The following is a 24,553-nucleotide window of genomic DNA, read 5'->3' as shown; positions in this document are numbered from 1 at the left end:
AAGGCTTTAAAAATTCATCTTTTACCATTTCAGAACTGAATGAATTACACTCGTTCAAAACTGGGTTACTCCCGGAATAACAAAGCGGCCAAATAATGGCACAAAATCTAGCCTGTGTCATGTCTGATAAATTGTTATCCCGGGGCTCCCCTCAGTTAAAGAATATCATCCAATATCTTAGTACTAAGTTCGGTTGCTTCAGCCTCAGGTTCTAGGGTCAAATGTCCCCAAAAACAGTTTCTCCAGAATTTCTGTAAACGAAATGTAAAATCAAACCTCAATTCATCAACAATAAAAAACCTAATTGGAACATTCGTTCTAAATATATACTTTTGTTTCCATTATGGCACGTAATAAAGAATTTGATCCTACAGAAAAGCTGGAAAAGGCCCGTGATTTATTTTGGGAAAAGGGCTATCACGCCACTTCCATGCAGGACCTCGTGAGCCAGATGCAAGTGAATAGGGGAAGTATGTACGATACTTATGGAGACAAGCATCAGCTCTTCATAGAAAGCTTGCAAAATTATGCCAAGGAAACTTATGCTGAATATAAGCAGGCTGCAACAGGAGAGAAATCGCCATTCAAAGCCATTGAACTGATCGTAAAAAAAGCAATTCAGCGATCTTTCGAAGAAGAAAAGGTTTGTATGATTGTTAAATCTTCTTTTGAAATGGCTCCGCTTGATAACGATGTGAAAGAGATACTCAAGCAACTCAGCAATGCCCTGATTTCCATTTTTGGAGATCTGATCGGAAAAGCACAGCAAGCCAAAGAAATATCGGCAGAAAAAAACGCCAGGCAATCGGCACAGTTTATCGTAGGAAGTTTTGCCGGCTTATGGCAAATGCAAGCCTTATATAACGATCGTACAATGGTAGAACAAATGGCGAAAAATATCCTGGACAGCTTAAAATAGCGTCCGGGAAATTAGAAGAACAAAATTTTTTACTCAATAATGGAACGATTGTTCTATTAATAATAGCAAACATGGAAACAGATAAAATGATCCTTACTTACCTCTTAAAACATCAGCAGCATAGAAACCTGGATTCGATAAATGAAACGCTGGTCAACAACCAGTTCTGGGAGATTTTTCCACCTAAAAATGTAGAAGTACTCAGTTGGAAAGTCCTGATTGGTTTAGGACACATGGTGACATTGAAGTTCCTGCCTTCTCAACTTAGAGAAGTCAACCTTTCCATAGAAAAAAGCGCATGGGGAGCCTTTGATAGTGAGGCTTACAGCACTTACGATTATCTCGACATCTGGAAAGAAAAGGTAAAAAGATAATTTTTTTGATCAATAACAGAACGATTGTTCTAGAATTACAACAACACATATATATGGAATTAGGAATCAGTATGTTTGGCGATCTACACGTCGATCCGGCAACCGGAAAAATAGAACCTGCACAACAGCGTCTTAAAGAACTCATGGAAGAGATTAAGCTTGCCGACGAAGTCGGCATCGATCTTTTAGGAATAGGGGAGCACCATCGGCCGGAATATGCTGTGCCAAGTCCGGAAATTATCCTGGCTGCGGCCGCGGTCATCACCAAAAGAATCAAACTAAGCAGCTCCGTAACTGTATTAAGTTCCTCAGATCCGGTTAAACTTTACCAGAACTTCGCGATGGTAGATTTGCTTTCCGGCGGCAGGGCCGAATTGATGGCAGGTAGGGGGAGTTTCACCGAATCCTTCCCGCTGTTTGGTTATAACTTGCAGGATTACGGTGCACTGTTTGAAGAGAAACTGAATTTATTGCTAGAGATCAATCAGGAAGAAACCATCAATTGGCAAGGTCGTTTTCGTGCTTCTTTAAAAGATCAGCAGGTATTGCCCAGAGCGGTAAACAATAAACTTACCGTATGGATTGCTGCGGGGGGAACACCGGAATCTGTGGTACGTGCAGGCCGTTTAGGATTACCACTGGTTTTTGCCATCGTAGCAGGAACACCCTTGGAACGTTTTAAGCCGCTTTACGACCTGTATAAAGAGACCTATAAGGAGTTTGGGCATAACATGTCGAAGTTCCAGGTGGGGATGTTCTCACATGGTCTATTTGGCCAGGACGCAAAAGTAACCGCCGATTACTACTACCCCTTGTATGCAGCACAGATGGACAGGATCGGAAGGACCAGGGGTTGGTTCCCTTTTCAACGGGAGCAGTATGACTTCGGCAGGTCCAAAGCAGGTGCCTTATTTGTTGGAGACGCAGAAGCTGCGATTGATAAAATCCTGTACGCACAGGAGCTATATGGAATTACCCGCTTTTCAGCACATCTGGATGTAGGTGCACCTGACCATCACCATTTGATGAAAGCAATTGAAATATATGGAACTAAAATAGCGCCAAAGGTCCGGGAAGCCTTAAATAAATAATAGATACAAAAATGAAAAACATAAAAAGACTAAACCTGTGGAATGGAAATCCTCCTGCCACTAACGGATTATCCGGCGATGAAATCCTAAATCCCGAAGCAATCCTGGAACTGACCAATGTTATCGAAACAGAGCTGATCATCTATAGCCCGGACGATAAGGTGAATACAGGTGTTGCGGTAATCATATGCCCTGGAGGGGCTTATGCGGGATTGGCCATCACTACACAGGGCTACGATTTTGCAGAATGGCTCAATACTATCGGCATCACAGGGATCGTATTAAAGTACAGAATGCCAAATGGAAACAAAGAAATTCCCCTGGATGATGTTCAGGAAGCCATCCGGTATACCCGGAAGAATGTCAAAGAACTAAAACTAAATGAAAACAAGATCGGTGTGGCCGGTTTTTCTGCCGGAGGTCACCTGGCAGCATTGTCGGCTACATTATTCTTGGAAGAGGGGATCAGTACACGCCCTGATTTTTCCATTTTATTTTATCCTGTAATTTCAATGGGCTTGCATACTCAAAAGGATACTTATCAGAATTTGCTGGGCGCAGCGCCATCATCATCATCAATAGAAAAATACTCTTGCGAAAAGCAGGTCCGTTCCAATACTCCGGCCACCTTAATTTTAGTCAGCGATGATGACACCATTGTATCTCCGGTTAATAGTACTCGCTACTATGAAGCCCTGAAAAAACAGGATATTCCTGCAGCATTATATGTGTTTCCTCAGGGGGACCATGCCTGGGGAATCAAAGGATTCAACATGTTCGGAAAGAAATTTGAATACACTGAAGAGGCAAAAGAGCTGATCTTCAGATGGATCAGAAACTATTGTTAAAATCTTGATTCATATCAAAAGCTGTTTCCAGTCAGTGCACTGCCCCAAAAGTTAGCCGCTTTCCGGGGGCGGTAAACAAAAGGAAGCAGCTTTTTAATCTTTCCCCCAAATTCTGGTATTTAATCCCAGTTCCTTTATGATCTGACACATAAACCTGACAATAGAAAGGTCCCTCTCGAAGGTTTTGGAGTCAAGCAAACTTTTGTTGATTTGGGGCTCAAAGAATTGCTCATATCGTGGGAAAGCAATGTAAATGCTATTTCTGACAAAAGTCACGGTGATCCTGTACTTGGATTTTTTGTCGAGCTCTATTAACTTCTCCATCATCACAGGGCTCAGCAGGTAGCGGGCTTCGACCTCATTGGTCGATTTCAGTACGAACCGATCATTAAAGGTTATATTTTCCATTTCAATCTTTGCTGTAGGTACCTCAAACTGGGCTCCCCCTTCATAATGGGAATGCTGAAGGGCAGTAAGGATGTTCGCTCTCAAAATGGTAATGCCCTCAAAATTTTTATTGAAATCTGCACGGAAAATAATCCCCTTAAAAATAGAGAATTTCAAATCCCGCTTGTCGGATTTTTTTACATACGTTGCATTCACTTCGGAAAAGTAAAAGGCCGTTTTGTCTATTTTTCCCCAGACATAATCCTCACTATGAAAAAGGTGAGGATATTTGTTGAATAGCAGGGAGTTGATGAAATCCGAACGGCTTATTCCCGAATTTGGTTGGAGGACAAGGCTTTGATCAATGGTTTTTAACATTGGCATCATCACGTTTTCCTTATAAGCGTTTTTGAACTGCAACAGCTTCGGACTTGTTTTTCCAGACTGCACACAGCCATAGATAAAGCCGGTAACAGGTAAAATGTAAATCCACATGGGTAAAGAAAACTTAAGAAGACCTACTACCAGTAATAATAAACTCAGAAAAATAAAAAGACCAGACTTTCCCACCTCGTTAACAAGCCGTTTACGCTCGACTTCCATTTCCTGCAAAGTCGCCTGTACTGATAAATTGTTTTTAATGTCTAGGTTTTGCGATATGGCCTGTAGTTCAGGATTATCGTTGAGGTTCAGGGCCATTAACTGTTAAATATAGCTTTAGCACTGATGTTTTTTCTTTCTTCCTGGGTATTCTCCAACACAAAAATAGGCTTATAGTTCAGTATGCTTGCAAAAATGTTTGAGGGAAACATCATGATCCCGTTATTGTAAACGGTAACCGTGTTGTTGTAATTTCTTCTTGCTGCAGCAATCTGTTCTTCACTTTCCGTCCAGGTCGACTGTAACCTCAAAAAGCTTTCATTTGCTTTAAGCTCAGGATAGGCTTCCATATTGACCATCATACCCCTCACCGCCGAGTCGAGCTGACGGTTGACCATCATCTTTTCTTCATTGCTCAGCGTTGCAGACATGCCGGTAGCGCGTAAGGAAGCGATATCTGTAAGTACTTTTTCTTCATGGCTGCTGTATTGTTTCACCAGTTCAATCAGGTTTGGAATTAGGTCGTAACGCTTTTTCAACATCACATCAATCGTAGAAAAGGCGTTTTTCACCTGGTTAAACTTTTTAATCAGGCCGTTGTAGGAATTAACAAGGGCCATAACAAAACAGAAGGCAGCGAAACAGCAGAGTGCGGTAATAAGAAAAGTATGTTTCAAATTGAGAGGTTTTAATTCGGCAACTAAAATATTGAATTTATTCTTAAATGGATTACCTAAATTTTAGTTGTGAAACTTATTTTTTAGTTATAGCTTGCTTACCATGGAAGGCCTAACACTTCGACGACTCTGCGGAATCCAAACTGAAGCGGAAAGGGCAGGGGCAAACTAATCTTTATTGCGGTGAGGCACGATCTGTCCTCTTTTGAAGGTAAGTTGTAAGGTCTGACCGGAGGCATGACTTTGCTTTTTCCATTTAGGCGATGCCTTGATCGCCCTCAGTACTTCGTCGCGAACCGCTTTGGGCAGTTGCTCGGTAAGTCCGATATGATTTAAGCTACCATCCTTGCTTACCCTAAATGATGCAATTAACCTGCCATTGATAGATTCAGGGACTTTACAATTCAGAACTAGGTATTCATGTAAGGAAACTAATTCCGCATCTTCGACCAGCCTGGGCGCCACGAATCCCAAAACAGCAAATTTCTCCTGGTCAGGCTCGGCTACTTTCTTAACCACTTTCCCCATCAGTTCCTCTTGGGCATTTGCTTTTTGTCCGGCAGCGCCAAAACCAATAAAAACCATAGCCGCAATTGCCCATCTTTTCCAAACCGGTTGGGGAGTGGGGGCTGCGGGGACAAGCTGATCGCTGGTAAACCTGCCGCAAACATTGTTGTTGTTTTCCTGCATGAGCTGAATAAAGTAGGCCGTTTTTTTATCGGTTAAATCGTAGACCTTTTTTTGACATACACTGCAGAACCGGCCATCACCCTCGGCTTTCATTTCTTCCCATTTCTCTTCACATTTGAAACTCAGACTGGCACCATTGATACGCTCTTCCATAATTTTATGATTTAAAATGGAGATGCATAAAATTCAGAATTTCCATATCATGGCATTTTATTTATTTAAATACATCTATATATCTAGGTATATTGATATGTGAAATGAGCTGATCCTCGCCGTATTTGAGAAGAGAGCTTAAATTAATTGAGCTTTTAATCGCTGAAATGAATATAAGTTTACATTTTTGCTGAAATACTCAATTGCCATTATTAAATCAATACCACATACATTGAAACAAGTAGACGAAAAATCTGGACTGCAAAAACCTGAGGAGCAAAAACTGGTAAGAGGTTTGCAAAACAGACATATTCAGTTAATTGCCCTTGGCGGTGCCATAGGAACGGGCTTATTTTTAGGCATCGGGCCCGCCGCAGTGCTTGCCGGACCCTCTGTTATTTTAGGATATACTTTAGCAGGTATCATTGCTTTCTTCATCATGCGCCAATTGGGCGAAATGGTGGTGGAAGAACCGGTATCAGGAAGCTTTAGTCATTTTGCGTATAAATATTGGGGCTCATTTGCAGGCTTTGCCTCTGGCTGGAATTACTGGGTCCTGTATATCCTGGTAAGCATGTCGGAATTAACCGCGATAGGAATTTATGTGCATTTCTGGTGGCCCGAAATCCCCTTATGGTCTTCAAGTCTTTTCTTCTTTCTGACGATTAATGCCTTAAACCTGACCTCAGTTAAGGTCTATGGGGAAGTGGAATTCTGGTTCTCTATTGTTAAAGTCGTGGCGATTATTGCCATGATCCTTTTCGGTATTTACCTGTTGGTAAGCGGAAGCGGAGGAGAAAAAGCAAGCATCCAAAACCTTTGGAATGACGGTGGTTTTTTTGCAAAAGGATGGTTCAGTTCTGATGGAAAAGGTGGGTTTGAAGGCCTGTTCGCAGCCATCACGCTGATCATGTTTTCTTTCGGCGGACTGGAATTAATCGGAATCACCGCTGCCGAAGCGGCAAATCCGGAGAAAACAATTCCGAAAGCAACCAACCAGGTGATCTATCGCATCCTGATTTTTTATGTAGGTGCACTGGTGATCCTGTTCTCCTTATCACCATGGAAAAGCATTACCACAGACAGCAGTCCCTTTGTGATGGTCTTTGAAAGTTTAAAAGGCTTTCAGTTCGACCTTTTCGGAAAGACGATTTATTTCACAAGCATCATTGCCAATGTGCTAAACCTGATTGTTTTAACGGCCGCATTGTCGGTGTATAACAGCTGTGTATACAGCAATAGCCGGATGCTTTTTGGTTTGGCAGAACAGGGAAATGCGCCTGCCTTTCTAAAGAAACTGAATAAAAACCACGTTCCTATTAAAGCCATCCTGGTCTCCAGTATTTTTGCAGCCATTTGTATCGTGGTGAATAAACTGATCCCGGAAAAAGCATTGGGAATCCTGATGTCATTGGTGGTTTCTTCCCTGATGATCAATTGGCTGATGATCAGCATTACCCATTTGAAATTCAGAAAAACCAAAAAAGAAGAACAGATCAAAACCAAATTTCCTTCTTTTATCTACCCATTGTCGAACTATATCTGCCTGATTTTTCTGATTGGGATTTTAGTGATCATGTGGATCACAGGGATGAAAGTTTCTGTTGAACTGATCCCGGGATGGATCTTGCTCTTGTACATTTGTTACCTGCTGGTGAAAAGAAAGAAAAAACAACAAGCATAAAATATTTCCTTATTGAGGATATTCAGCCTGCGCTTTACAAGTTAAAGAGCAGGCTTTTTTATGTGCTTTCTGAAGCGGCCCGGAATGCATTAAGATCGCGGCGGTACGACGGTAGAACATCATCAACACTGTGGTTATACCATACTTAAACAGAAACTGGAACACCCACCGGGAAAGCCCGGTTAACTTCAAATGCAATTAACCGGAGCGCTGTTCCAATGGATAAGTAAGGAGTAACGATTAACCGGCAGCGTCAAGGTTAACCGTAGAAATGGTGATTTGTTCCAGTTTTAGTTTGGTATCAAAGGCGAGATGCACATAGTATTTCCCTTTTTTCACCTTTAAGATGAAACTGCTGGTTTCTCCGGGATTGTCCTCCGGATTGATCTTTTGTTTTTCCAGAATACTGGATTTGAATTTAGCTTCGCAATCTTTTAAGCTGCTGCCATTTAAGATCAGGTCGTATGGCAATCCGCTGATTACTTTTCCTTTATTTGCTTTTATGAAAACCGTGGAGCAGGTTTTATCTTCTCCCACAAAAGCAGAAAAATGAACTCCGCTGAGCGGTTTCCAGGTATATTCATCACCAAACATTTCATCATTGATAACAACAGGCTTTACTTTAAGGGCCTCATTAATTTTCTTTAAGGGGATAGGAAGGGCAAGTACTCCGTCTTTAGACAACAGCGTTTTTATTTCTGCGTCTTTTTGGGCAACACAGTTAAACGTCAGTAATAGAAGACAGGCAGATAGGAAGAGTTTGTTCATCATCGTTTCTGTCTCGGACATCAAAATTAATACCATGTTGTATAAAAAAATTCTCACATGTGTGTAACAGAATGAGAAAGTTCCACAAGCGTCTTCACAATTGGGCTGGAGGCCATTTATACCCTATAATAAGTTAGTAAATTCATATTGTAATATTTAATCAAACATTTATTGGTGTTTAATTTAAATTGTATTTTATGAATCTAAAACTTGTAGTGTGTTACTTAATGGTAATAACATTAAGTAGCTGTTCGAGACAAAGAAATTTAGTCTATTTCAGTGATCTGGATTCTAAAACCAGCCCTTATTCGAAGATCTTGAATAACGGAGAACCAACTATCCTTCAGAATGATATCCTGTCCGTTACCGTAAATAGCACGAGTCCGGAATCCAATGTTTTATTTGCTTCACAACCGGTTAATCAGACGGTAAACGGAGTATATGAACGGGAGGGATATCGGGTAAATGAATCCGGAAGTATTAAATTTCCGGTACTTGGACAGGTTCCTGTTCAGGGACTGACGATCAGTCAGGCTCAGAACCTGGTAGAATCCCAACTCAACAAGTATGTCAAGAATGCAATTGTCAATATCAAATTCCTGAATTTCAGGGTAACCGTAATTGGAGAGGTTAACCATCCTTCCACCTTTACGGTGAACAATGAAAAAATTAACCTGCTGGAGGCGCTCGGACTGGCAGGTGATATGACCGCTTATGGCAAAAGAGAAAATGTACTGCTGATCAGGGAAGTAGAAGGGAAACGCATCATGGAACGCATCAACCTGAACCGTCAGGACGTATTGAGCTCTCCCTATTTCTATCTCAAACAAAACGATGTGATTTACGTAGAGCCGGATAAGGCCAAATCGGTGGAAGTGAGTAACAACAACAGGTTAATGCCTTTAGTGGTGGCAACCATCTCTGCAGTGGCGGTGTTGGTGGCCACTGTTCTAAAATAGCTTAAGTTCATTTCTTAAATCTATTGTCATGCCTTATAATAAACAAACTCCTGTAAATAATCCCGGCATTATCGCAGAGGGGATGAAATATGTAAAATATTGGTATTTCTTTGTCCTCGCGCTGGTCTTAAGCCTGGGAGCAGCCTGGTTATACCTGCAAACGACAGTGTCAAAATACAAAGTAAGCAGCACCTTACTTGTTCAGGACGATACCAAGGGGGATGGTTTGTTGAAGGGAACAGCATTTAGCGACCTGAATATGTTCAGGAGCTCTAAAACGGTGATCGATGAAATGGAAGTCATGCGCTCCCGCGATTTGATCTATGGCGTACTGAAAGATCTGAACATGGGGGTCAGTTATTTTTATGAATTGCCGCTAAAAAAACAGGAGCTATATGGAAATGCCTTACCTGTAAATGTGCTCCTGAATAAAAACAACGAACAGGCCTATCTTCAAAAATTAAGCCTCAGCATCATCAACGACCATCAGTTTATTTTAAATGAGAATGGTAAGAGAACCATTTACAATTTTGGTTATGCCATTTCCCGTCCTCAGTTTAACATCACTGTGATCAAGGGACCGGCATTTAGCATCTCTGATAAAGTCATCCAGATCCGTTTTGCAGATCTTGGGCAAATGGCACAGGCCTACAGTACAACAGGATTAACCGTTCTGCCAGTGATTAAAGATGCAAATACCGTGGTGCTGAGTCTCCTGGATGCCATACCACAGCGTGGGATGGACATCTTAAATGCCTTGATTTCCAGATACAATATGGAAAATGTCAACAACAAGAACATCATGGCCTTAAATACGATCAAGTTCATTGATGGTAAATTGAAATTTCTTACTAAAAACCTATCCGGAGTAGAGCAGGATGTAGAGAACTATAAAAGAGACAACAGGATTACTGAACTAAGTGCAGATGCACAGATGAATTTGCAGTCGTCGGGAAATTACAACGAACAACTGGCCTCAAGTGAGGTACAGCTGAGCCTTGTACAATCGCTCATTAGCTACCTGCGGGGCGGAAATGCCAGTTTTGAACTGGTACCCACCACATTGGGACTGAAAGATCCTACCTTACAAAACCTTACCGATAAATATAATAACCTGCAGATTGAAAGGGAACGCCTGCTGCGGAATAACAGTGTCAACAATCCATTGGTGGTCAGTCTGACTGAACAGCTGACTGGTCTCAAAGGAAGCCTGCTGGAAAACCTGACGATGATCAGAAGGGGACTTACACTGGAAAGAAATAAGCTGAGTAGTAAAACTTCCCAGTTTGAGAGTCGCTTAAATCATGTTCCGGTAATGGAGCGGGGACTTTTGGAAAGGAGCAGGGAGCAAAGTGTGAAAACAACACTTTACCAGTACCTGCTGCAAAAAAGAGAAGAAACGGAGCTTTCCTTATCGGCCACGATTCCCACTTCCAAGCTCATCGATAAGCCTGCTTACAACCCGATCCCTGCCAAACCTAAGGTACAGCTGATCTATATGCTCAGCATGATGGCGGGCCTGACGATTCCATTCTCTGTCATTTACCTGAAAGATAAACTCAACAGCAAAGTGAAAGACATTTATGATGTGGAATACATCGCCATGAACGGGAAAATTTTGGGCGAACTGAGCCATAAAGCCATAGGAGAATCAATTGTGGTTCATAAGAACCAAAGCAATACCATTTCCGAACTCTTCAGGTACATCCGTTCCAACCTGCATTTTATGGACATGAACCTGCACAATAAGGTGCTGCTGGTGACCTCTACTTCAAAAGGAGAGGGAAAAACATTCTTCAGCATCAATCTGGGCATTACGCTGTCTTTAATTGATAAAAAGGTAGTCATCCTGGAGTTCGACCTGCGCAAACCAGACCTGCTCAACAACATGAACCTGCAAAGTAAAACAGGTTTATCCGATTACCTGAAATCCGATCAGCTACGGGTAGATGACATTCTGATCAAAGCTCCGCAGTCCGATCATCTGTTTGTGATCGGATGTGGCGAAATTTCAGATAGCCCTTCAGAGATCCTCATGAGCCCTAAACTCGAAATTCTGTTTAGGGAACTTAGGGAACGGTTCGACTATGTAATCGTAGACACTTCACCTGTAGGACATGTGGCAGATGCCTTTACCATTGCAACATTTGCCGATTCAAGCATCTACCTGGTAAGGTACAATTATACCCATAAAGAAGACCTGGCCATATTTGAAGAGATCTGTGAAAACGGCCGGCTTAAAAATCCAATGATCGTATTTAATGATGCAGGTAAGGGAAATAAAAATACCTACAGATATGGCAGATATGCGTATTCTGCTTAAATAGAAGATAAGGTTGATGTAGTGAAAGACCGGTAATCGTTCCGGTAGGTTGAAAAAATAAAAGGGGGCTGCGGAGATTTTCTTAAAAACAGGAAACATCATGTAAGTGAGGAGGCGAAGCCGTATAAAACCCTCAGTCTGTTAACATTTCTCAAAAAATAAACTATGGAAAGTCTATCCGCACTCAGGGTCAATGCACCTAAAAAATGGTTCGTCATCTATACCCGTCCAAGATGGGAAAAGAAAGTGGATGAACTGCTTAAACTCCAGGGGATCATCAGTTACTGCCCCCTGAAAAGGGTAAAGCACAAATGGGCGGACAGAATGAAAGAAGTGGAACTGCCGCTGTTCAACTCTTATGTATTCGTCTACATTGATCCAAGGGAAGAGCTCAAAGTAAGAGTCACCTTAGGGGTGATGAATTTTGTGTATTACATGGGAAAACCTGCACAGGTAAGAGATGTGGTGATAGAGGAGGTAAAGCGATGTATGGAAACCTTTTCCGATGTAGAAGTGGTGGATCTTCAGCATATGGAGATCGGCGACAGGGTAATGATTAAAGAAGGACTGATGAATCATAAAGAAGGACAGATCATTAAACTCAGACAAAAAAGCGTAGTCGTGGTGATTGATACCCTGAATTGTGTGTTGCTCACGAATGTAAACATCGAAGATCTTGAACTGATTAACTGAAATAAGATGGTAACTCAAGTGCTTAAAGGACTGAAAATTGGAATCGTCGGACTCGGATATGTAGGTTTACCACTGGCTGTAGCCTTCGCCGGAAAGTATAAGGTATTTGGCTTTGATTCAAATCCGGAAAGAATCGCCGAACTGAAAATGTGGTACGACCATACACTGGAGATTGAAGCAGAAGAACTGATGAAGATCATCACGAACGATTGCAGCACTTTAACGGGCTTGTTTTGTACCAATGAACTGGAAATGCTGCGGAAGTGTAATGTGTATATTGTTACCGTTCCCACACCAGTGGATAAGAACAACCGGCCGGATATGACGCCGTTGCTAAAGGCGAGCAAAACAATTGGCCGCGTGTTGAAGAAAAATGATACGGTGATCTATGAGTCTACAGTATATCCGGGAGCTACAGAAGAAGAATGTGTTCCCGTGCTCGAAAAAGTATCCGGACTAAAGTTCAATACCGATTTTTTTGTCGGCTATTCGCCGGAAAGGATCAATCCCGGAGACAAGGAGCATACCGTCACTCATATTTTAAAGATCACCTCTGGTTCTACACCGGAGTCGGCCGAAATGATCAACGATTTATATGGTTCGGTGATTTTAGCGGGAACCTATAAAGCATCCTCAATAAAGGTCGCCGAAGCGGCCAAAGTTATTGAGAATGCACAACGGGACATCAACATTGCTTTCGTTAATGAACTGGCCATGATTTTCAATAAACTGGGAATCGATACGGGCGAAGTACTGAAGGCTGCGGGAACGAAATGGAATTTCATGAAATTTCAACCGGGGCTGGTAGGCGGACATTGCATCGGTGTAGATCCTTATTACCTTGCACAAAAAGCCCAGGAACAGGGCTATTATCCGGAGATCATCCTGGCTGGAAGACGGATCAACGACCGCATGGGGATTTACATTGCCGATGAGCTGGTGAAACGAATCGTCGCCTCCAGAAAAATGGTGGATTGCAAAGTGCTGATCCTTGGCTTCACCTTTAAAGAGAACTGCCCTGATGTTAGAAATACCAAAGTCATCGACATCGTCAGGAGGCTCAGAGAATATAACATCCAGGTGGTGATCCATGATCCATGGGCAGATCCGGCGCAGGTGGAACGTGAATATGGGGTGATTTGCCAGAATGGAGAATCAAAAATGAGAAAGTATGATGCCATCATTCTTGCCGTAGCACACCGTAAATTCAGGGATATCGACATTTCGGCGATGTGTAACGCGCAAACCATCGTCTATGATTTAAAGTCCCTATTGCCGGACAAACTGGTCAATATGCGCCTGTAACACACACGACATCCTAAATTTATGGTACGCTTAAAAGAACTGGATGTTTTAAGGGGGATTGCGGCGATTAATGTCGTCCTGTTCCATTATACGGCTAAATTCAGGTTGAATTTCGGTCATAATTACCCTCAGAAATACGATTGGAACATCGGCCAGTATGGTGTAGAACTCTTCTTTATCATTAGCGGATTTGTGATTTTTATGTCCCTGCAGGGGAAAACAACGATCGGGGATTTTGCGTATAAACGTTTTTCAAGATTGTACCCGACCTATTGGATCTGTATGATCCTGACCTTCCTGATCATCGGTCTCGCACAGGACCCAAAGATAGAAAGTCAGCCTGCAGCGGTATTCGCGATGAACCTGACGATGTTTCAGGGGGTGTTCAATGTAAAAAATATAGATGGCGTGTACTGGTCGCTGATTCCTGAATTGTTTTTTTATGTCAGCATGGGAGTCCTGTTCCAGCTGGGATGGTTAAGCAAAGTCAGGACGATAGCCATGGTCTGGTTGGGCTTAATGATCGCTAACAGCCTGTTTAAACTGCCCTTTGGTGCTTATTTTCTGAACCTTCATTATGGCATGTTCTTTATGGCGGGGATTCTTTTTTACCAGATTAAATTTGCAAAAGGAGATTGGCATGAGCATCTTTTAATCTGTTTCTGCTTCCTTGCTGCGGTACTGGAACATCCGGGAATGACCCTCTTTTATGTGTTTGTATTCATCTTTCTGCTGTTCTATTTATTTGTCTACAACCAACTTAAAATCCTCACCTGGAGACCGTTTATATTTCTCGGTTATATCTCTTATCCCCTGTACCTCCTTCACCAGAATATCGGTTTTGTGTGGATGAGAATAATGGGACGGTATATCCATAATGAATACCTCCTCATTTGCATCACTATTGTGCTGATCGTCACTGTCGCATGGCTGGTGACCAGGTTTTTAGAAAAGCCTGTGCTTCATTTTTTAAGAAACCTGAGGGTTCAGCGGCAAGGATATACCAATGCTTTGCAAAAACAAAAATAACCTAAACTGCCATTCGGAGCGGAACAGATCATCATCATGAGTTTAAAAAAGGAGACCTTATCAGGATTGATATGGACGTTTACACAGCAATTCAGTGTACAGCTGATCAGTTTCTGTATGACCATTATTCTGGCAAGGATTTTAATGCCTGCGGAATTCGGACTGATCGCAATGCTGACAATCTTCATTGCCATAGGTAACTCTCTTTTGGACGGCGGACTGGCATCTTCATTGATCCGGTCGGCAGACCTTACTCAGGATGATTATTCTACAGTATTTTATTTTAACCTGTTGGGAAGTATCCTGATTTATGCCCTGGTCTACCTGATCGCACCGCTGGTCGCTGCTTTTTATCACCAGGCTGTGCTGACCTTGATTTTAAGGATCTACGCGCTTGATTTTATCCTGAATGCCTTTTTTAGTGTGCAGAATGCCAGGCTAATCAAGGAAATGAAGTTCAGGATTCAGATGCTGATTCAGATTCCCTCCGTATTGGCCGGCGGACTGTTGGGGGTATTTCTCGCGTTAAATGGTTATGGGGTATGGAGCCTGGTATGGATGGGTTTGTTTCAATCTTTTTTATCGACGGTTATGCATTGGTGCTATTCCGGATGGGTACCTGACCTGAGCTTTAGTCTGGCCTGTTTTAAAAAGCACTTTCATTTTGGATATAAAATGACCCTCACGGGACTCCTCGATATTCTGTATAAAAACGTATATGTGCTGATTATTGGTAAATACTACTCTGCGGTACAGCTTGGCTTTTACTCGAGGGCAGAATCAGTAAGCCAACTGCCGGTCACCAATATTTCGGCAGTGATCAATAAGGTGACTTATCCCATGTTTTCTAAAATTGTAGACGACGATGAAAAATTAAAATGGGTATACAAAAAGCTGATGCAGCAGCTGCTTTTCTGGAATACTCCGGTATTGATCCTGCTGGCTGTCATCGCCGAACCCTTATTCAACTTCCTGCTCAGCAGCAAATGGCTGCCGGCAGTACCTTACTTTCAAATCCTTTGTTTCGCAGGCATCATGTACCCGTTACATGCCTATAATTTAAATATCCTGAAGGTAAAAGGGCGGAGCGACCTGATCCTGAAACTGGAATCCGTTAAGAAGGGAATTTGTGTGGTCGGGATTTTATGTGCGATCCCTTTCGGGATCTATGGACTCCTTTATTTTCAACTGCTTTTCAATTTCATCGGATATTATATCAATTCTTTTTATAGTGGTAAAATGATCAGCTATTCCATCCCGGAACAAATGGCGGATGCAGCTCCGATTATCGGGAATTCCTTTCTTGCAGGGATGCTTTGTTATCTCGGCGATGTATACTTCCTGAAACCACTTTTCTTATTTGACCTCAGCAGAATCCTGATCGACAGTTCCTTCTTTTTGATCATTTATCTCGCTGGAAGCAGCCTCTTCAGGCTTGCCGCAATTGATGATTTTAAACAATTAATCCTAAAAAGATGATACCTGTAACCAAACCCTTTCTCCCTGGAATTCAAGAATTTGAATCGTATATGAGCAGTATTTGGGAGCGACAATGGCTCACCAATAACGGACCATTGGTAAATGAACTGGAACTGAAACTGAAGAATTACCTGAACATCAAGCATTTGCTTTATGTGTCGAATGGTACCATGGCCTTGCAGATCGCGATTAAAGCGCTGGACCTGAAGGGGGAAATTATTACTACGCCCTTTTCATTTGTGGCCACCACAAACAGCATCGTGTGGGAAGGTTGTACGCCTGTATTCGTAGACATTGACGGAGAAACGTTTAACATTGATCCCGCTAAAATTGAAGCGGCCATCACCCCGAAAACTTCTGCGATTCTGGCCACGCATGTTTATGGCAATCCCTGCGACATCGACGCAATTCAGAAAATCGCAGACCAGTATTCCCTGAAAGTAATTTTTGATGCGGCACATTGTTTTGGAACTAAATATAAAAACAAATCGGTCTTCGAGTATGGGGACATCAGCACGACGAGCTTTCATGCCACCAAACTTTTTCATACGATTGAAGGAGGAGCAGTATTTACCAAATGTCCGGACTTACTGAGAAAGATGGCCCTGATGAGGAACTTTGGCCATAATGGTCCGGACGAATTTGCGGAACTCGGAATCAACGGTAAGAACTGTGAGTTTCATGCCGCAATGGGGCTGTGTAACCTTAAACAGGTAGATGATATCCTGGATAAAAGAAGGCTGCTTTCCTTCTATTACTGGAAAGCGCTGAGCCCGCTGAAAGCAAAGTACCCTAAGCTCAATGAAGACCTGGATTATAACTACGCTTATTTTCCGGTGCTGTTTGAAAGTGCCGAAATGATGTTGAGCTGTCTGAAAGCATTGGAAAACGAAAAGATCTATTGCAGAAGGTATTTTTATCCGCCACTTTCCAGTCTGCCTTTTCTTGCCCCGGCCTATATGCCTGTTTGTGAATCAGTGGCTTCGAGAATTTTGTGCCTGCCACTTTACCATACCTTAACTTCCAGTGATCTGGACCTGATCACCCGGGTCATCCTCCGGGTTCAGAATTATGGCCAGCCGGAACCTTCAGAAAAAATCAATGCTCCGATCGAAGCATTACATCCTGTATTAACCATCGCCCGGAATGGGGCAGCTCATTAGTTTCTTCCCGCTAAACATAACCCTTTTATGATGAGTACCAGACCTGAGATCATGGTGAGCGTATGCTGCATCACCTATAACCACGAACAATATATTGCCGGAGCGCTGGATAGTTTTCTGATGCAGCAAACGAATTTTGAATTTGAAATCCTGATTGGAGAAGATTGCTCTAAAGATGGTACCAGGGTAGTGATTCAGGAATATGCAGACCGGTATCCCGGCCGCATCAGACTTGTACACCATGAAACCAATATCGGAGCGATCAGAAATCAGGTAGACGTGATCACCAAAGCCAAAGGGAAATACATTGCCCTTTGCGATGGGGACGACTTCTGGACGGACCAACGGAAGCTGCAAAAACAAGTCGATTTTTTAGAGGCCAATCCGGAGTATGTGATCTGTTGTCACCATACCAAAGTGATCAATGAACACGACGAAACCGTTTACCTCAAGGAGAACCGGGTTAGTATGGAATTTGATTATCAGGATGTCCTGCTGGGAAAAAGAGAAGAAACGAGAATTTGCTCACTCATGATCAGGAACATCGATGCGGTAAGATCAGTAGCTCAGCAATCCTGGTACTTCGATACTTATGGAACCGATACGCTTTTCAAACTTTATGCACTTGCCAGTACGGGCAAGAAAATATTTGTATTGCCGGATGTAATGGCTTGTTACCGCCTGCATACCGGAGGAATCTGGAGCATGATCGACTCCAGGATCAGGAAGAGGAGGATGGTCAGTGATTTCAACCTGACCATCAGAAATTTCAAATATTCCGGACTGATGAAAAAGGAATTGCTCAAAATCTACATCCGCCAGTATTTTCTGTTTGACCTGAGAAACCGGGAGATCAATAATGCAATGAACACGATTATGAACTTATTATAATACCTGCACCATGTCTGGATTAAAATTGGTTTTTGTGATTTATACCCTGCAAAAAGGAGGAGCCGAACGCGTGCTCTCTACCCTGGGGAATAGTTTTAGTGAAAGGGCCTATGAGGTCGTGATTGTTTGCATGAACGATGCAGAACAAGGCTATCCGCTGGCCGAAGGAATCAGGGTCATCCCGCTCCTTAAAAGAAAATATAAAGAGAATGTTTTTAGAAGGCTGATCTACGGAATGCTCACCTATTTTCGGCTGCTAGGGGTTTTGCTGAAGGAAAAACCTTATTGCGTCATTTCCTTTATGACGAGTGCAAACCTCTGGACAGGGCTGAGTTGCGGTTTGCTGAAAATACCTTATATCGTTTCGGAAAGAACCACTCCTGACCATACGATTAACCGCTTTAATTTCTTCTTTAAATGGATGTCTTACTTTGTTTACAGTGGATCCAAGGCGGTGGTTGTGCCGGCAAAGGGCATTGAAACCTGTCTGAAAAACAATGGCATCTTTAACCGGCTCACGAATTACAGCATCATCAGGAATCCGGTATACGTGTTCAAATCGAACACACACCTGATTGTTCACCACCGGAAATTTATTCTCGGCGTTGGCCGCCTTTCTTATGAAAAAGGTTTTGACCGGCTGATTGATGCTTTCAGTAAACTGAGGATCAAAAATATCGACCTGATCATTGTTGGTCAGGGAGTGGAAAAACAAAATTTAACGGCACAGATCAACAGGTTGAATTTGCAGGACAGGGTGGTTCTGGCCGGAGCTAAAGACGACCTACAGGACTATTACAACCAGGCAGAACTGTTTGTCCTGCCTTCCAGAAATGAAGGATATCCCAATGCGCTGATTGAGGCCATGAGCAGCGGTTGTCCTTGTATTGCGGTCGACTGTGAGTTCGGGCCTTCGGAGATCATCGAAGACGGAAAGAATGGAATCCTTGTCCCTAAAGACAATGTTCCTGCCATCACAAAAGCAATGTTCAATGTTCTTTTTGATTTAAGCCTGAAAAAGAAACTGGGAAATGAGGCCAGACTGATCGGTCAGACCAATTCCCTGGAAGTCATCTCTGATAAATGGGAAGCGCTGATTCTCAGTCCTGTTTAAAGTAAAACCCGTCATCTCTAACATACCTAATCCGTAGAACCAACCAAAAATTAAAGATTATGAATATTCCATTTTCTCCGCCATTCATCGATCAGGCAGTGATTGATGAAGTATTGGATACCCTCCAGGCAAACTGGATTACATCGGGACCAAAAGTTAAAGCGCTGGAATCTGAGTTGTTAACGCTGACGGGCACTCAGGCTGCAGTTTGTGTCAATTCATGGACTTCGGGGGCCATTATGATGCTCAATTGGTTTGGCATCGGAGCGGGAGATGAGGTGATTGTACCTGCCTATACCTATTGCGCTACGGCTTTGTCGGTATTGCATTGTGGTGCAACACCGGTCATGGTAGACATTCTGGACGATTTTACCATAGATCCTGAAATGGTCAGAAAAAAAATCAACATCAGGACCAAAGCCATCATTGCGGTAGACATTGCCGGTTTGCCATGCCATTATGAGGAGTTGAAAGCCCTGGTCAGGGAGCCGGAAATTAAAGTGCAGTTTGTGTCTAAAACAGCCAGACAGGCGGGGCTGGGAAGGATCCTGCTAATCGCCGATGCGGCACATTCTATCGGTGCGATGTACAACGACAAACCTGCGGCACAGCAATGTGATGTGACGATCTTCTCTTTCCATGCGGTGAAAAATATCACTACCGCTGAAGGAGGTTGTATTTGCCTCAACTTGCCGGAACCATTCGATAACCAGGAAGAATATGCCTTCCTGAAATTGTTTTCGATGAACGGGCAGAACAAGGATGCTTTCGCGAAATCGAAGGGCGCAAACTGGCGCTATGATATTCTCTTTAAGGGTTTTAAAATGAATATGCCGGATATCTGTGCTGCGATTGGCCTTGCACAGATCAGGCAATATGTGAATACCTTGCTGCCACTCCGGAAAATCATCTCCTTAAAATATGGAGATGCCTTTAAGGCGTACGACTGGTTTATTGAACCGGTGATGAAAACAGAGAACAGGGAGGCTTCTTACCACCTTTTTCCATTGCGCATCAAGGGAATTACTGAAGCCCAGCGGGATCAGGTGATTGATGAACTTGTGCTCCGGGGGATTAATGTGAACGTGCATTTTATTCCCATGCCGATGTTAACGTATTTTAAAAGTCTGGGCTACTCCATCTCCGACTTTCCGAATAGCTACAAGCAGTATGCCGCTGAAATCTCCTTGCCGATCTACCCCCAGCTTTCTGATGAGGAGATCAGTTACATCACCAATGCGGTGATCGAATCTGTGCACCTGGTAAAAGGAGTAGAGAAATTAGTAAAGGTTTTATCTTAATGATTTGGGCTCATGGATGCGAAAAGATTGTTCGATATATTTTTTTCCCTGATCGGGATATTTTTCCTCCTGCCGGTATTCTTACTGGTCGCTATCTTATTGAAAAGAGAGCATAAAGGGCCTGTGTTTTACAGGCAGACACGTGTCGGGCTGAACCAGAAATGTTTTCAGCTGATTAAGTTCAGGACCATGTGCCCGGATGCAGATAAGATGGGCTTACTGACGATAGGGGATCATGATGCGAGGATTACCAAGGTAGGCTGCTGGTTAAGAAAACATAAAGTGGATGAACTTCCGCAATTGCTGAATATTCTGAAAGGGGAGATGAGCTTTGTTGGCCCAAGGCCCGAGGTACTTAAATATGTGGAGATGTACGACAGCAGTCAGCAGCGGGTACTGAGCGTAAAGCCCGGAATCACCGACTGGGCTTCGATTAAGTATATTGACGAAAGCAGTTTGCTGGCCACAGCCGAAGATCCGGAAAGCTTTTATATCCACAATGTGATCCCTTCTAAAATCAGTCAGAATCTGGAATATATCGATCACCATAACCTTTGGATCGATTTTAAAATCATTTCCTATACGCTGAAGAGCATCCTGCTGAAATGAAAGCATCATGAGCATTCCGCTTAACTATCAATGAACAAGGGGTTTATGATCGATTCCTGTCCATTGAAAAACAACATGTGCTGATGAAAATTTTAAAGATTCTGGATTGGCCTTCAAAACAATATTATGGGGAGACCCATCATTTTCACCGATGGAAAAGGCAATTGCTGGACCATGGGCTGAAGGTAGAATTCCACGTTGATCATCGCGATAAAGGCTTATCTGATGCCGATTATGTACTGATTCATTCCCGGTATTTCGCCGAAGGATGGCAGAACATCAATAAACGAAACGCCAGGAATGAGGATTTTCTCTTTCGCTTTCTCCTGTCTTTAAGGGGCGCTGTAGATCGGCTGATCTGGTTTGATGCTGCCGATTCCACGGGCTCATACGATTTTCCTGTGCTTCCTTATGTGGATGTTTTTCTTAAAAAACAGCTGCTGCTGAATCGGGATTATTATGTAAATCCGGAGGGAACGAAAGACATCAGGGTATGGTTAAACTGCTTATCTCCGGAGGAAAGAAAAAGGTTTGATCCTTGTCCGCCGAAGGAACTTTATAAAGTAAGGTTGGGATGGAATATCGGCTTTAATGATTACCGGTATTTCGGGTATAAAATGAGTCGGCTGAGCAATTACCTGAGCTATAATTTGTACCCTGTTCGCTTTGCAGATGTCTACCAGCAAAGACCTTATGACCTGGCTTACCGGGGAACCATTCATTCCGATAATGAAGGTCAGAAGGGTGTTTTTTACCAGAGAAACCATTTGCTTTCTCTTTTCAAAGAAATGAACCTGCAGATGGCAACGGGTGCCAATGTCAGTAAAACAAGGTACTGGAAAGAGCTGAAGTCTTCGAAGTTGAGTGTCAGCCCCTTTGGATGGGGAGAGATCTGTTACCGTGATTTTGAAACTTTTATTTCCGGCGCAGTGCTGGTAAAACCAGTCATGAGTCATATAGAAACCTTTCCGGATCTTTTTATTGCAGACGAAACCTATGTTCCGGTGCATTGGAACTTATCTGGACTGGAGGGCCAGTTAACGGAGATCATCAACAACTATAAGTATTACAGAGCAATTGCGAGAAATGGCCAGGAAAGGTATGAGAAGGCCCTCAATGACGCGGAGAAATTCATCAGTTTTTTTAAACAAAGCATCAATAATACCTGATTTCTATGAAATTAATTGTCACACTGCTCATGATGTTTTATCTGGGAACATTGGCCTTCGGGATCTTCCTGACGGATGTATTCCGGATCCCTGCCCCCTTTCTGTTCTGCTTTCCACTGGTATTTTTATTCCGGGAAAAAGGAGCGGTTAAGTTCCAATATGGAAGGGAGCTCATCCTGCTTTGTCTGGCCTTATTTTTCTACTATGTAATCGGCCTTTCGGAAGTCAATAGTTTTGCGGCCAACATCCTGTGCATCATGATCTGTGCTTTCTATTTTAACTATTTTGTGGGCAATAGCGAGCGGAGGTTCAATGTTTCAGTTTGGTTGTTTTATGGTTTATTGTTCTTTTCTTCTATCGTGATGGTCCTCAATCATTATTATGGAGAGATGGATACCCTGAGGGAGCTGATTATGGGGGATCGGATTTTACAAAGCCCGGCGGGAATTGCACTCAGTCAGTTTTCTTATGGTTACCAGCTGGCGGCATTGGTTCCTTTCGCTTTCATTTGCACCTGTGCTTTTAAAACGCCTTTGATCGTCAAAGGAATTGCTTTAGGAGGCTGTCTGCTCTTTGTTTTTCTGGGGATGCAACGTTCAGTATTTGTCGGATTTGTGGGGGCAACCTTTTTGTTTCTGGTATTGTACTACCGTTTCAGAGCGGTTCTGGTTATTGCCTTGATGGTATTGGTTTGCGGACTGTTATACAATTATGTACTCAAAGACAACCTGGATTCCTACAATAATATACTAACGAAGAACAACCATAACGATGCGGCATACAACCGCTCCAACCTGGCCGAAGAAAACCTGCGCATCTATACGGATTACCCTTATGGGCTGATTTTTTACGGCAAAAACTGGAGCGATGTGATTTACCGGGATTACGTGTTTTCTTCGGGGATTACTTCTCATAATGCTTACCTGATATTTTTCACTTACCTCGGCCCTTTTCTGGGATTGGGTTTGCTGGCGGCGATTTATTATCGGGTGGGAAAGGCCTGTATCTATGTCTTTCATCACCTTAGGGAACCGGAAAATGCCATGCTGGCCTGTCTCTGTTTCTCTTTTTTAGGGGTTTCCGTGAATGCGCTTTCGCATAACCCATGGCTCATCAGTGCAGACGGGCCAACGGTTTTTCTCTATTTCAGTATCCTTCACCTGTACCAACGACAAAAAGAAGCTCATGTCTAAGATCATACACATCATCGGTAACCTCGCCAGGGGAGGTGCGGAGCGCTTCGTGATCGACCTTTGTAATGAAATGTCCTGTAAACCGGAGTACGAGATTATACTCGTTTCGCTCTGCGGAAACGCGAAAGAAGACAGCTTTATTGGAGAGATAGACGATCGGGTAACCTATGTTTCTTTTGAAAAGAAAAGCGGATTCAGCTGGTCGGTACTGATGAAACTCACGGCCTGGCTAAAGGCTCAGGCACCTGATATTGTACACAGTCATCAAAATAGCAGCGAGTATCTGCTGTTGTACCGCCTGGATAGAAATGATACTATTTTTTTTCATACGATACATAACCTGGCAGAAGCGGAATGTCCCGGACGAATGTTGAAGCTGTTCCGCAAGCTGTTTTATAAAAGGAATAAAGTGATCCCGGTAACCATCTCCGGCAATTGCAGTAAATCTTACCGGGAGTATTACCGGTTGAGGAATGATGTGGTGATTGAAAATGCGCGGCCTCCAATGCAGATGACAGAAGAGCGGGAGGAACTGCTCAGGAAATATAAAGGGGCGGGATCTGGTTTTCTACTCGTTCATATCGGCCGGATTTCTCCGGAAAAGAACCAGAAACTCCTGATTGAGGTGGTTCAGAAAATCAATGAAACGGAGCTCAGGCCTTGCCGATTGCTCCTGATCGGGGAAGTGAAAGACGAGAAATTGTACCAGCGTCTGAAAAAACAGGTCGGTGCAGATGACCATATTGAGTTTCTGGGCGGAAAGAAAAATGTAGGGGATTACCTGAGTATCGCAGATGCCTTCTGCTTGTCGAGCACCTGGGAAGGAATGCCGATCTCCCTGATCGAGGCGATGTCTGTGGGATGTATTCCCGTATGCACGCCCATCGGCGGTATGAATGAAATGATCAGTACCGGTGTTACCGGTTTTTTAAGCGAGGATGTCAGTACAGCGGCTTATTATGACGCTTTAAAACAGGCCTTATACAGTTCGGATAAGGTCCTTATAAAGGAGAATTTAAAAAAAGATTATGAAAAGAAATATACCATTGGTATTTCTGCTTGCAAGCATTTAAAAGTGTATGCGATTGCCATGAACTTATCGGAGCATAAAGTTCGGGAACTCTATTGTTGAAC

23 protein-coding genes are annotated in these 24,553 nt (G+C 43.0%); 19 read left to right on the top strand and 4 right to left on the bottom strand.

The genetic code is table 11. The features are described 5' to 3' along the window. The first annotated feature begins 343 nt into the window (after positions 1-343). The 4 genes from DBR43_RS19415 (at position 344) to DBR43_RS19400 (ending at position 3,232) form a co-directional block, all read left to right on the top strand. The gene (locus tag DBR43_RS19415; RefSeq protein WP_124583801.1) at positions 344-919 is read left to right on the top strand and encodes a TetR/AcrR family transcriptional regulator; all 576 of its coding nucleotides are present in this window, start codon (positions 344-346) and stop codon (positions 917-919) included. Between the two features lie 71 nt (positions 920-990). Beyond that, positions 991-1,293: a hypothetical protein gene (locus tag DBR43_RS19410; protein WP_124583799.1), complete on the top strand. Its 303-nt coding sequence runs from the start codon at positions 991-993 to the stop codon at positions 1,291-1,293. Between the two features lie 53 nt (positions 1,294-1,346). Continuing rightward, positions 1,347-2,384 carry an LLM class flavin-dependent oxidoreductase gene (locus DBR43_RS19405; protein WP_124583797.1) on the top strand — a complete coding sequence of 346 codons (1,038 nt, stop codon included), beginning with the start codon at positions 1,347-1,349 and terminating at the stop codon, positions 2,382-2,384. An 11-nt stretch (positions 2,385-2,395) separates the two neighbouring features. After that, entirely contained in the window at positions 2,396-3,232 is an 837-nt protein-coding gene (locus tag DBR43_RS19400) for an alpha/beta hydrolase (protein WP_124583795.1), read from the top strand. A 93-nt stretch (positions 3,233-3,325) separates the two neighbouring features. Here DBR43_RS19400 and DBR43_RS19395 read toward each other — a convergent pair whose 3' ends face one another. From DBR43_RS19395 to DBR43_RS19385, 3 genes are all read right to left on the bottom strand, one after another. Further along, positions 3,326-4,318 carry a DUF3137 domain-containing protein gene (locus DBR43_RS19395; protein WP_124583793.1) on the bottom strand — a complete coding sequence of 331 codons (993 nt, stop codon included), beginning with the start codon at positions 4,316-4,318 and terminating at the stop codon, positions 3,326-3,328. Then, positions 4,318-4,896 carry a LemA family protein gene (locus DBR43_RS19390; RefSeq protein ID WP_233603047.1) on the bottom strand — a complete coding sequence of 193 codons (579 nt, stop codon included), beginning with the start codon at positions 4,894-4,896 and terminating at the stop codon, positions 4,318-4,320. The genes DBR43_RS19395 and DBR43_RS19390 overlap by 1 nt, the downstream gene beginning before the upstream one ends. A 168-nt stretch (positions 4,897-5,064) precedes the next feature. Then, positions 5,065-5,739 carry a hypothetical protein gene (locus tag DBR43_RS19385; protein ID WP_124583791.1) on the bottom strand — a complete coding sequence of 225 codons (675 nt, stop codon included), beginning with the start codon at positions 5,737-5,739 and terminating at the stop codon, positions 5,065-5,067. Positions 5,740-5,971: 232 nt separating this feature from the next. Between DBR43_RS19385 and DBR43_RS19380 the strand changes: the two genes are divergently transcribed. Continuing rightward, on the top strand, positions 5,972-7,423 hold the full coding sequence (locus DBR43_RS19380; protein ID WP_233603045.1) for an amino acid permease: 1,452 nt from the start codon (positions 5,972-5,974) through the stop codon (positions 7,421-7,423). A gap of 240 nt (positions 7,424-7,663) precedes the next feature. On the opposite strand, the gene DBR43_RS19375 is transcribed toward DBR43_RS19380, so the two are convergent. Then, positions 7,664-8,212, bottom strand: coding sequence for a hypothetical protein (locus DBR43_RS19375; protein WP_124583789.1), 549 nt, complete (start codon positions 8,210-8,212; stop codon positions 7,664-7,666). Positions 8,213-8,388: 176 nt separating this feature from the next. Here DBR43_RS19375 and DBR43_RS19370 point away from each other — a divergent pair, with 176 nt between their 5' ends. The 14 genes from DBR43_RS19370 to DBR43_RS19305 all read left to right on the top strand — a co-directional run bounded on the left by DBR43_RS19370 (position 8,389) and on the right by DBR43_RS19305 (position 24,551). Further along, entirely contained in the window at positions 8,389-9,150 is a 762-nt protein-coding gene (locus tag DBR43_RS19370) for a polysaccharide biosynthesis/export family protein (RefSeq protein WP_124583787.1), read from the top strand. Between the two features lie 28 nt (positions 9,151-9,178). After that, positions 9,179-11,473 carry a GumC family protein gene (locus DBR43_RS19365; RefSeq protein WP_124583785.1) on the top strand — a complete coding sequence of 765 codons (2,295 nt, stop codon included), beginning with the start codon at positions 9,179-9,181 and terminating at the stop codon, positions 11,471-11,473. Positions 11,474-11,638: 165 nt separating this feature from the next. Then, positions 11,639-12,166, top strand: a complete 528-nt coding sequence (locus DBR43_RS19360) for a UpxY family transcription antiterminator (protein ID WP_124583783.1) — start codon at positions 11,639-11,641, stop codon at positions 12,164-12,166. 6 nt (positions 12,167-12,172) lie between these two features. Beyond that, entirely contained in the window at positions 12,173-13,471 is a 1,299-nt protein-coding gene (locus DBR43_RS19355; protein WP_124583781.1) for a nucleotide sugar dehydrogenase, read from the top strand. 21 nt (positions 13,472-13,492) lie between these two features. After that, complete coding sequence (locus tag DBR43_RS19350; protein WP_124583779.1) at positions 13,493-14,500, top strand: acyltransferase family protein; 1,008 nt, start codon at positions 13,493-13,495, stop codon at positions 14,498-14,500. A 36-nt stretch (positions 14,501-14,536) separates the two neighbouring features. Further along, positions 14,537-15,979: a lipopolysaccharide biosynthesis protein gene (locus tag DBR43_RS19345; protein ID WP_124583777.1), complete on the top strand. Its 1,443-nt coding sequence runs from the start codon at positions 14,537-14,539 to the stop codon at positions 15,977-15,979. Then, complete coding sequence (locus tag DBR43_RS19340; protein WP_124583775.1) at positions 15,976-17,142, top strand: DegT/DnrJ/EryC1/StrS family aminotransferase; 1,167 nt, start codon at positions 15,976-15,978, stop codon at positions 17,140-17,142. Before DBR43_RS19345 ends, DBR43_RS19340 begins: the two co-directional genes overlap by 4 nt. A gap of 27 nt (positions 17,143-17,169) precedes the next feature. Next, the gene (locus DBR43_RS19335; protein ID WP_124583772.1) at positions 17,170-18,033 is read left to right on the top strand and encodes a glycosyltransferase; all 864 of its coding nucleotides are present in this window, start codon (positions 17,170-17,172) and stop codon (positions 18,031-18,033) included. 10 nt (positions 18,034-18,043) lie between these two features. Next, positions 18,044-19,147, top strand: a complete 1,104-nt coding sequence (locus DBR43_RS19330; protein WP_124583771.1) for a glycosyltransferase — start codon at positions 18,044-18,046, stop codon at positions 19,145-19,147. Between the two features lie 59 nt (positions 19,148-19,206). Continuing rightward, positions 19,207-20,448 (top strand): DegT/DnrJ/EryC1/StrS family aminotransferase, encoded by a 1,242-nt coding sequence (locus DBR43_RS19325; protein WP_124583769.1) that lies wholly within the window; start codon positions 19,207-19,209, stop codon positions 20,446-20,448. 12 nt (positions 20,449-20,460) lie between these two features. After that, positions 20,461-21,057 carry a sugar transferase gene (locus tag DBR43_RS19320; protein WP_124583767.1) on the top strand — a complete coding sequence of 199 codons (597 nt, stop codon included), beginning with the start codon at positions 20,461-20,463 and terminating at the stop codon, positions 21,055-21,057. Between the two features lie 83 nt (positions 21,058-21,140). Next, complete coding sequence (locus DBR43_RS19315; protein WP_124583765.1) at positions 21,141-22,226, top strand: glycosyltransferase family 1 protein; 1,086 nt, start codon at positions 21,141-21,143, stop codon at positions 22,224-22,226. A 5-nt stretch (positions 22,227-22,231) separates the two neighbouring features. Further along, the gene (locus DBR43_RS19310; RefSeq protein WP_124583763.1) at positions 22,232-23,419 is read left to right on the top strand and encodes an O-antigen ligase family protein; all 1,188 of its coding nucleotides are present in this window, start codon (positions 22,232-22,234) and stop codon (positions 23,417-23,419) included. After that, complete coding sequence (locus DBR43_RS19305; protein ID WP_158622549.1) at positions 23,412-24,551, top strand: glycosyltransferase; 1,140 nt, start codon at positions 23,412-23,414, stop codon at positions 24,549-24,551. The genes DBR43_RS19310 and DBR43_RS19305 overlap by 8 nt, the downstream gene beginning before the upstream one ends. Positions 24,552-24,553: the final 2 nt, after the last annotated feature.

This window comes from Pedobacter sp. KBW06 (assembly GCF_003852525.1).
Lineage (GTDB): Bacteria > Bacteroidota > Bacteroidia > Sphingobacteriales > Sphingobacteriaceae > Pedobacter.
The sequence above is the reverse complement of the archived record's forward strand: the minus strand, read 5'-3'. Positions and strand labels throughout refer to the sequence as shown.

Excerpts from the sequence above, each read along its gene's own strand:
- DBR43_RS19325 (WP_124583769.1), top strand. The coding sequence starts at position 19,207 with ATGAATATTCCATTTTCTCCGCCATTCATCGATCAGGCAGTGATTGAT.
- DBR43_RS19340 (WP_124583775.1), top strand. The coding sequence starts at position 15,976 with ATGATACCTGTAACCAAACCCTTTCTCCCTGGAATTCAAGAATTTGAA.
- DBR43_RS19410 (WP_124583799.1), top strand. The coding sequence starts at position 991 with ATGGAAACAGATAAAATGATCCTTACTTACCTCTTAAAACATCAGCAG.
- DBR43_RS19395 (WP_124583793.1), bottom strand. The coding sequence starts at position 4,318 with ATGGCCCTGAACCTCAACGATAATCCTGAACTACAGGCCATATCGCAA.
- DBR43_RS19370 (WP_124583787.1), top strand. The coding sequence starts at position 8,389 with ATGAATCTAAAACTTGTAGTGTGTTACTTAATGGTAATAACATTAAGT.
- DBR43_RS19315 (WP_124583765.1), top strand. The coding sequence starts at position 21,141 with ATGAAAATTTTAAAGATTCTGGATTGGCCTTCAAAACAATATTATGGG.
- DBR43_RS19305 (WP_158622549.1), top strand. The coding sequence starts at position 23,412 with ATGTCTAAGATCATACACATCATCGGTAACCTCGCCAGGGGAGGTGCG.
- DBR43_RS19415 (WP_124583801.1), top strand. The coding sequence starts at position 344 with ATGGCACGTAATAAAGAATTTGATCCTACAGAAAAGCTGGAAAAGGCC.
- DBR43_RS19345 (WP_124583777.1), top strand. The coding sequence starts at position 14,537 with ATGAGTTTAAAAAAGGAGACCTTATCAGGATTGATATGGACGTTTACA.
- DBR43_RS19330 (WP_124583771.1), top strand. The coding sequence starts at position 18,044 with ATGTCTGGATTAAAATTGGTTTTTGTGATTTATACCCTGCAAAAAGGA.
- DBR43_RS19320 (WP_124583767.1), top strand. The coding sequence starts at position 20,461 with ATGGATGCGAAAAGATTGTTCGATATATTTTTTTCCCTGATCGGGATA.
- DBR43_RS19360 (WP_124583783.1), top strand. The coding sequence starts at position 11,639 with ATGGAAAGTCTATCCGCACTCAGGGTCAATGCACCTAAAAAATGGTTC.
- DBR43_RS19365 (WP_124583785.1), top strand. The coding sequence starts at position 9,179 with ATGCCTTATAATAAACAAACTCCTGTAAATAATCCCGGCATTATCGCA.
- DBR43_RS19350 (WP_124583779.1), top strand. The coding sequence starts at position 13,493 with ATGGTACGCTTAAAAGAACTGGATGTTTTAAGGGGGATTGCGGCGATT.
- DBR43_RS19400 (WP_124583795.1), top strand. The coding sequence starts at position 2,396 with ATGAAAAACATAAAAAGACTAAACCTGTGGAATGGAAATCCTCCTGCC.
- DBR43_RS19355 (WP_124583781.1), top strand. The coding sequence starts at position 12,173 with ATGGTAACTCAAGTGCTTAAAGGACTGAAAATTGGAATCGTCGGACTC.
- DBR43_RS19385 (WP_124583791.1), bottom strand. The coding sequence starts at position 5,739 with ATGGAAGAGCGTATCAATGGTGCCAGTCTGAGTTTCAAATGTGAAGAG.
- DBR43_RS19310 (WP_124583763.1), top strand. The coding sequence starts at position 22,232 with ATGAAATTAATTGTCACACTGCTCATGATGTTTTATCTGGGAACATTG.
- DBR43_RS19375 (WP_124583789.1), bottom strand. The coding sequence starts at position 8,212 with ATGTCCGAGACAGAAACGATGATGAACAAACTCTTCCTATCTGCCTGT.
- DBR43_RS19335 (WP_124583772.1), top strand. The coding sequence starts at position 17,170 with ATGATGAGTACCAGACCTGAGATCATGGTGAGCGTATGCTGCATCACC.
- DBR43_RS19405 (WP_124583797.1), top strand. The coding sequence starts at position 1,347 with ATGGAATTAGGAATCAGTATGTTTGGCGATCTACACGTCGATCCGGCA.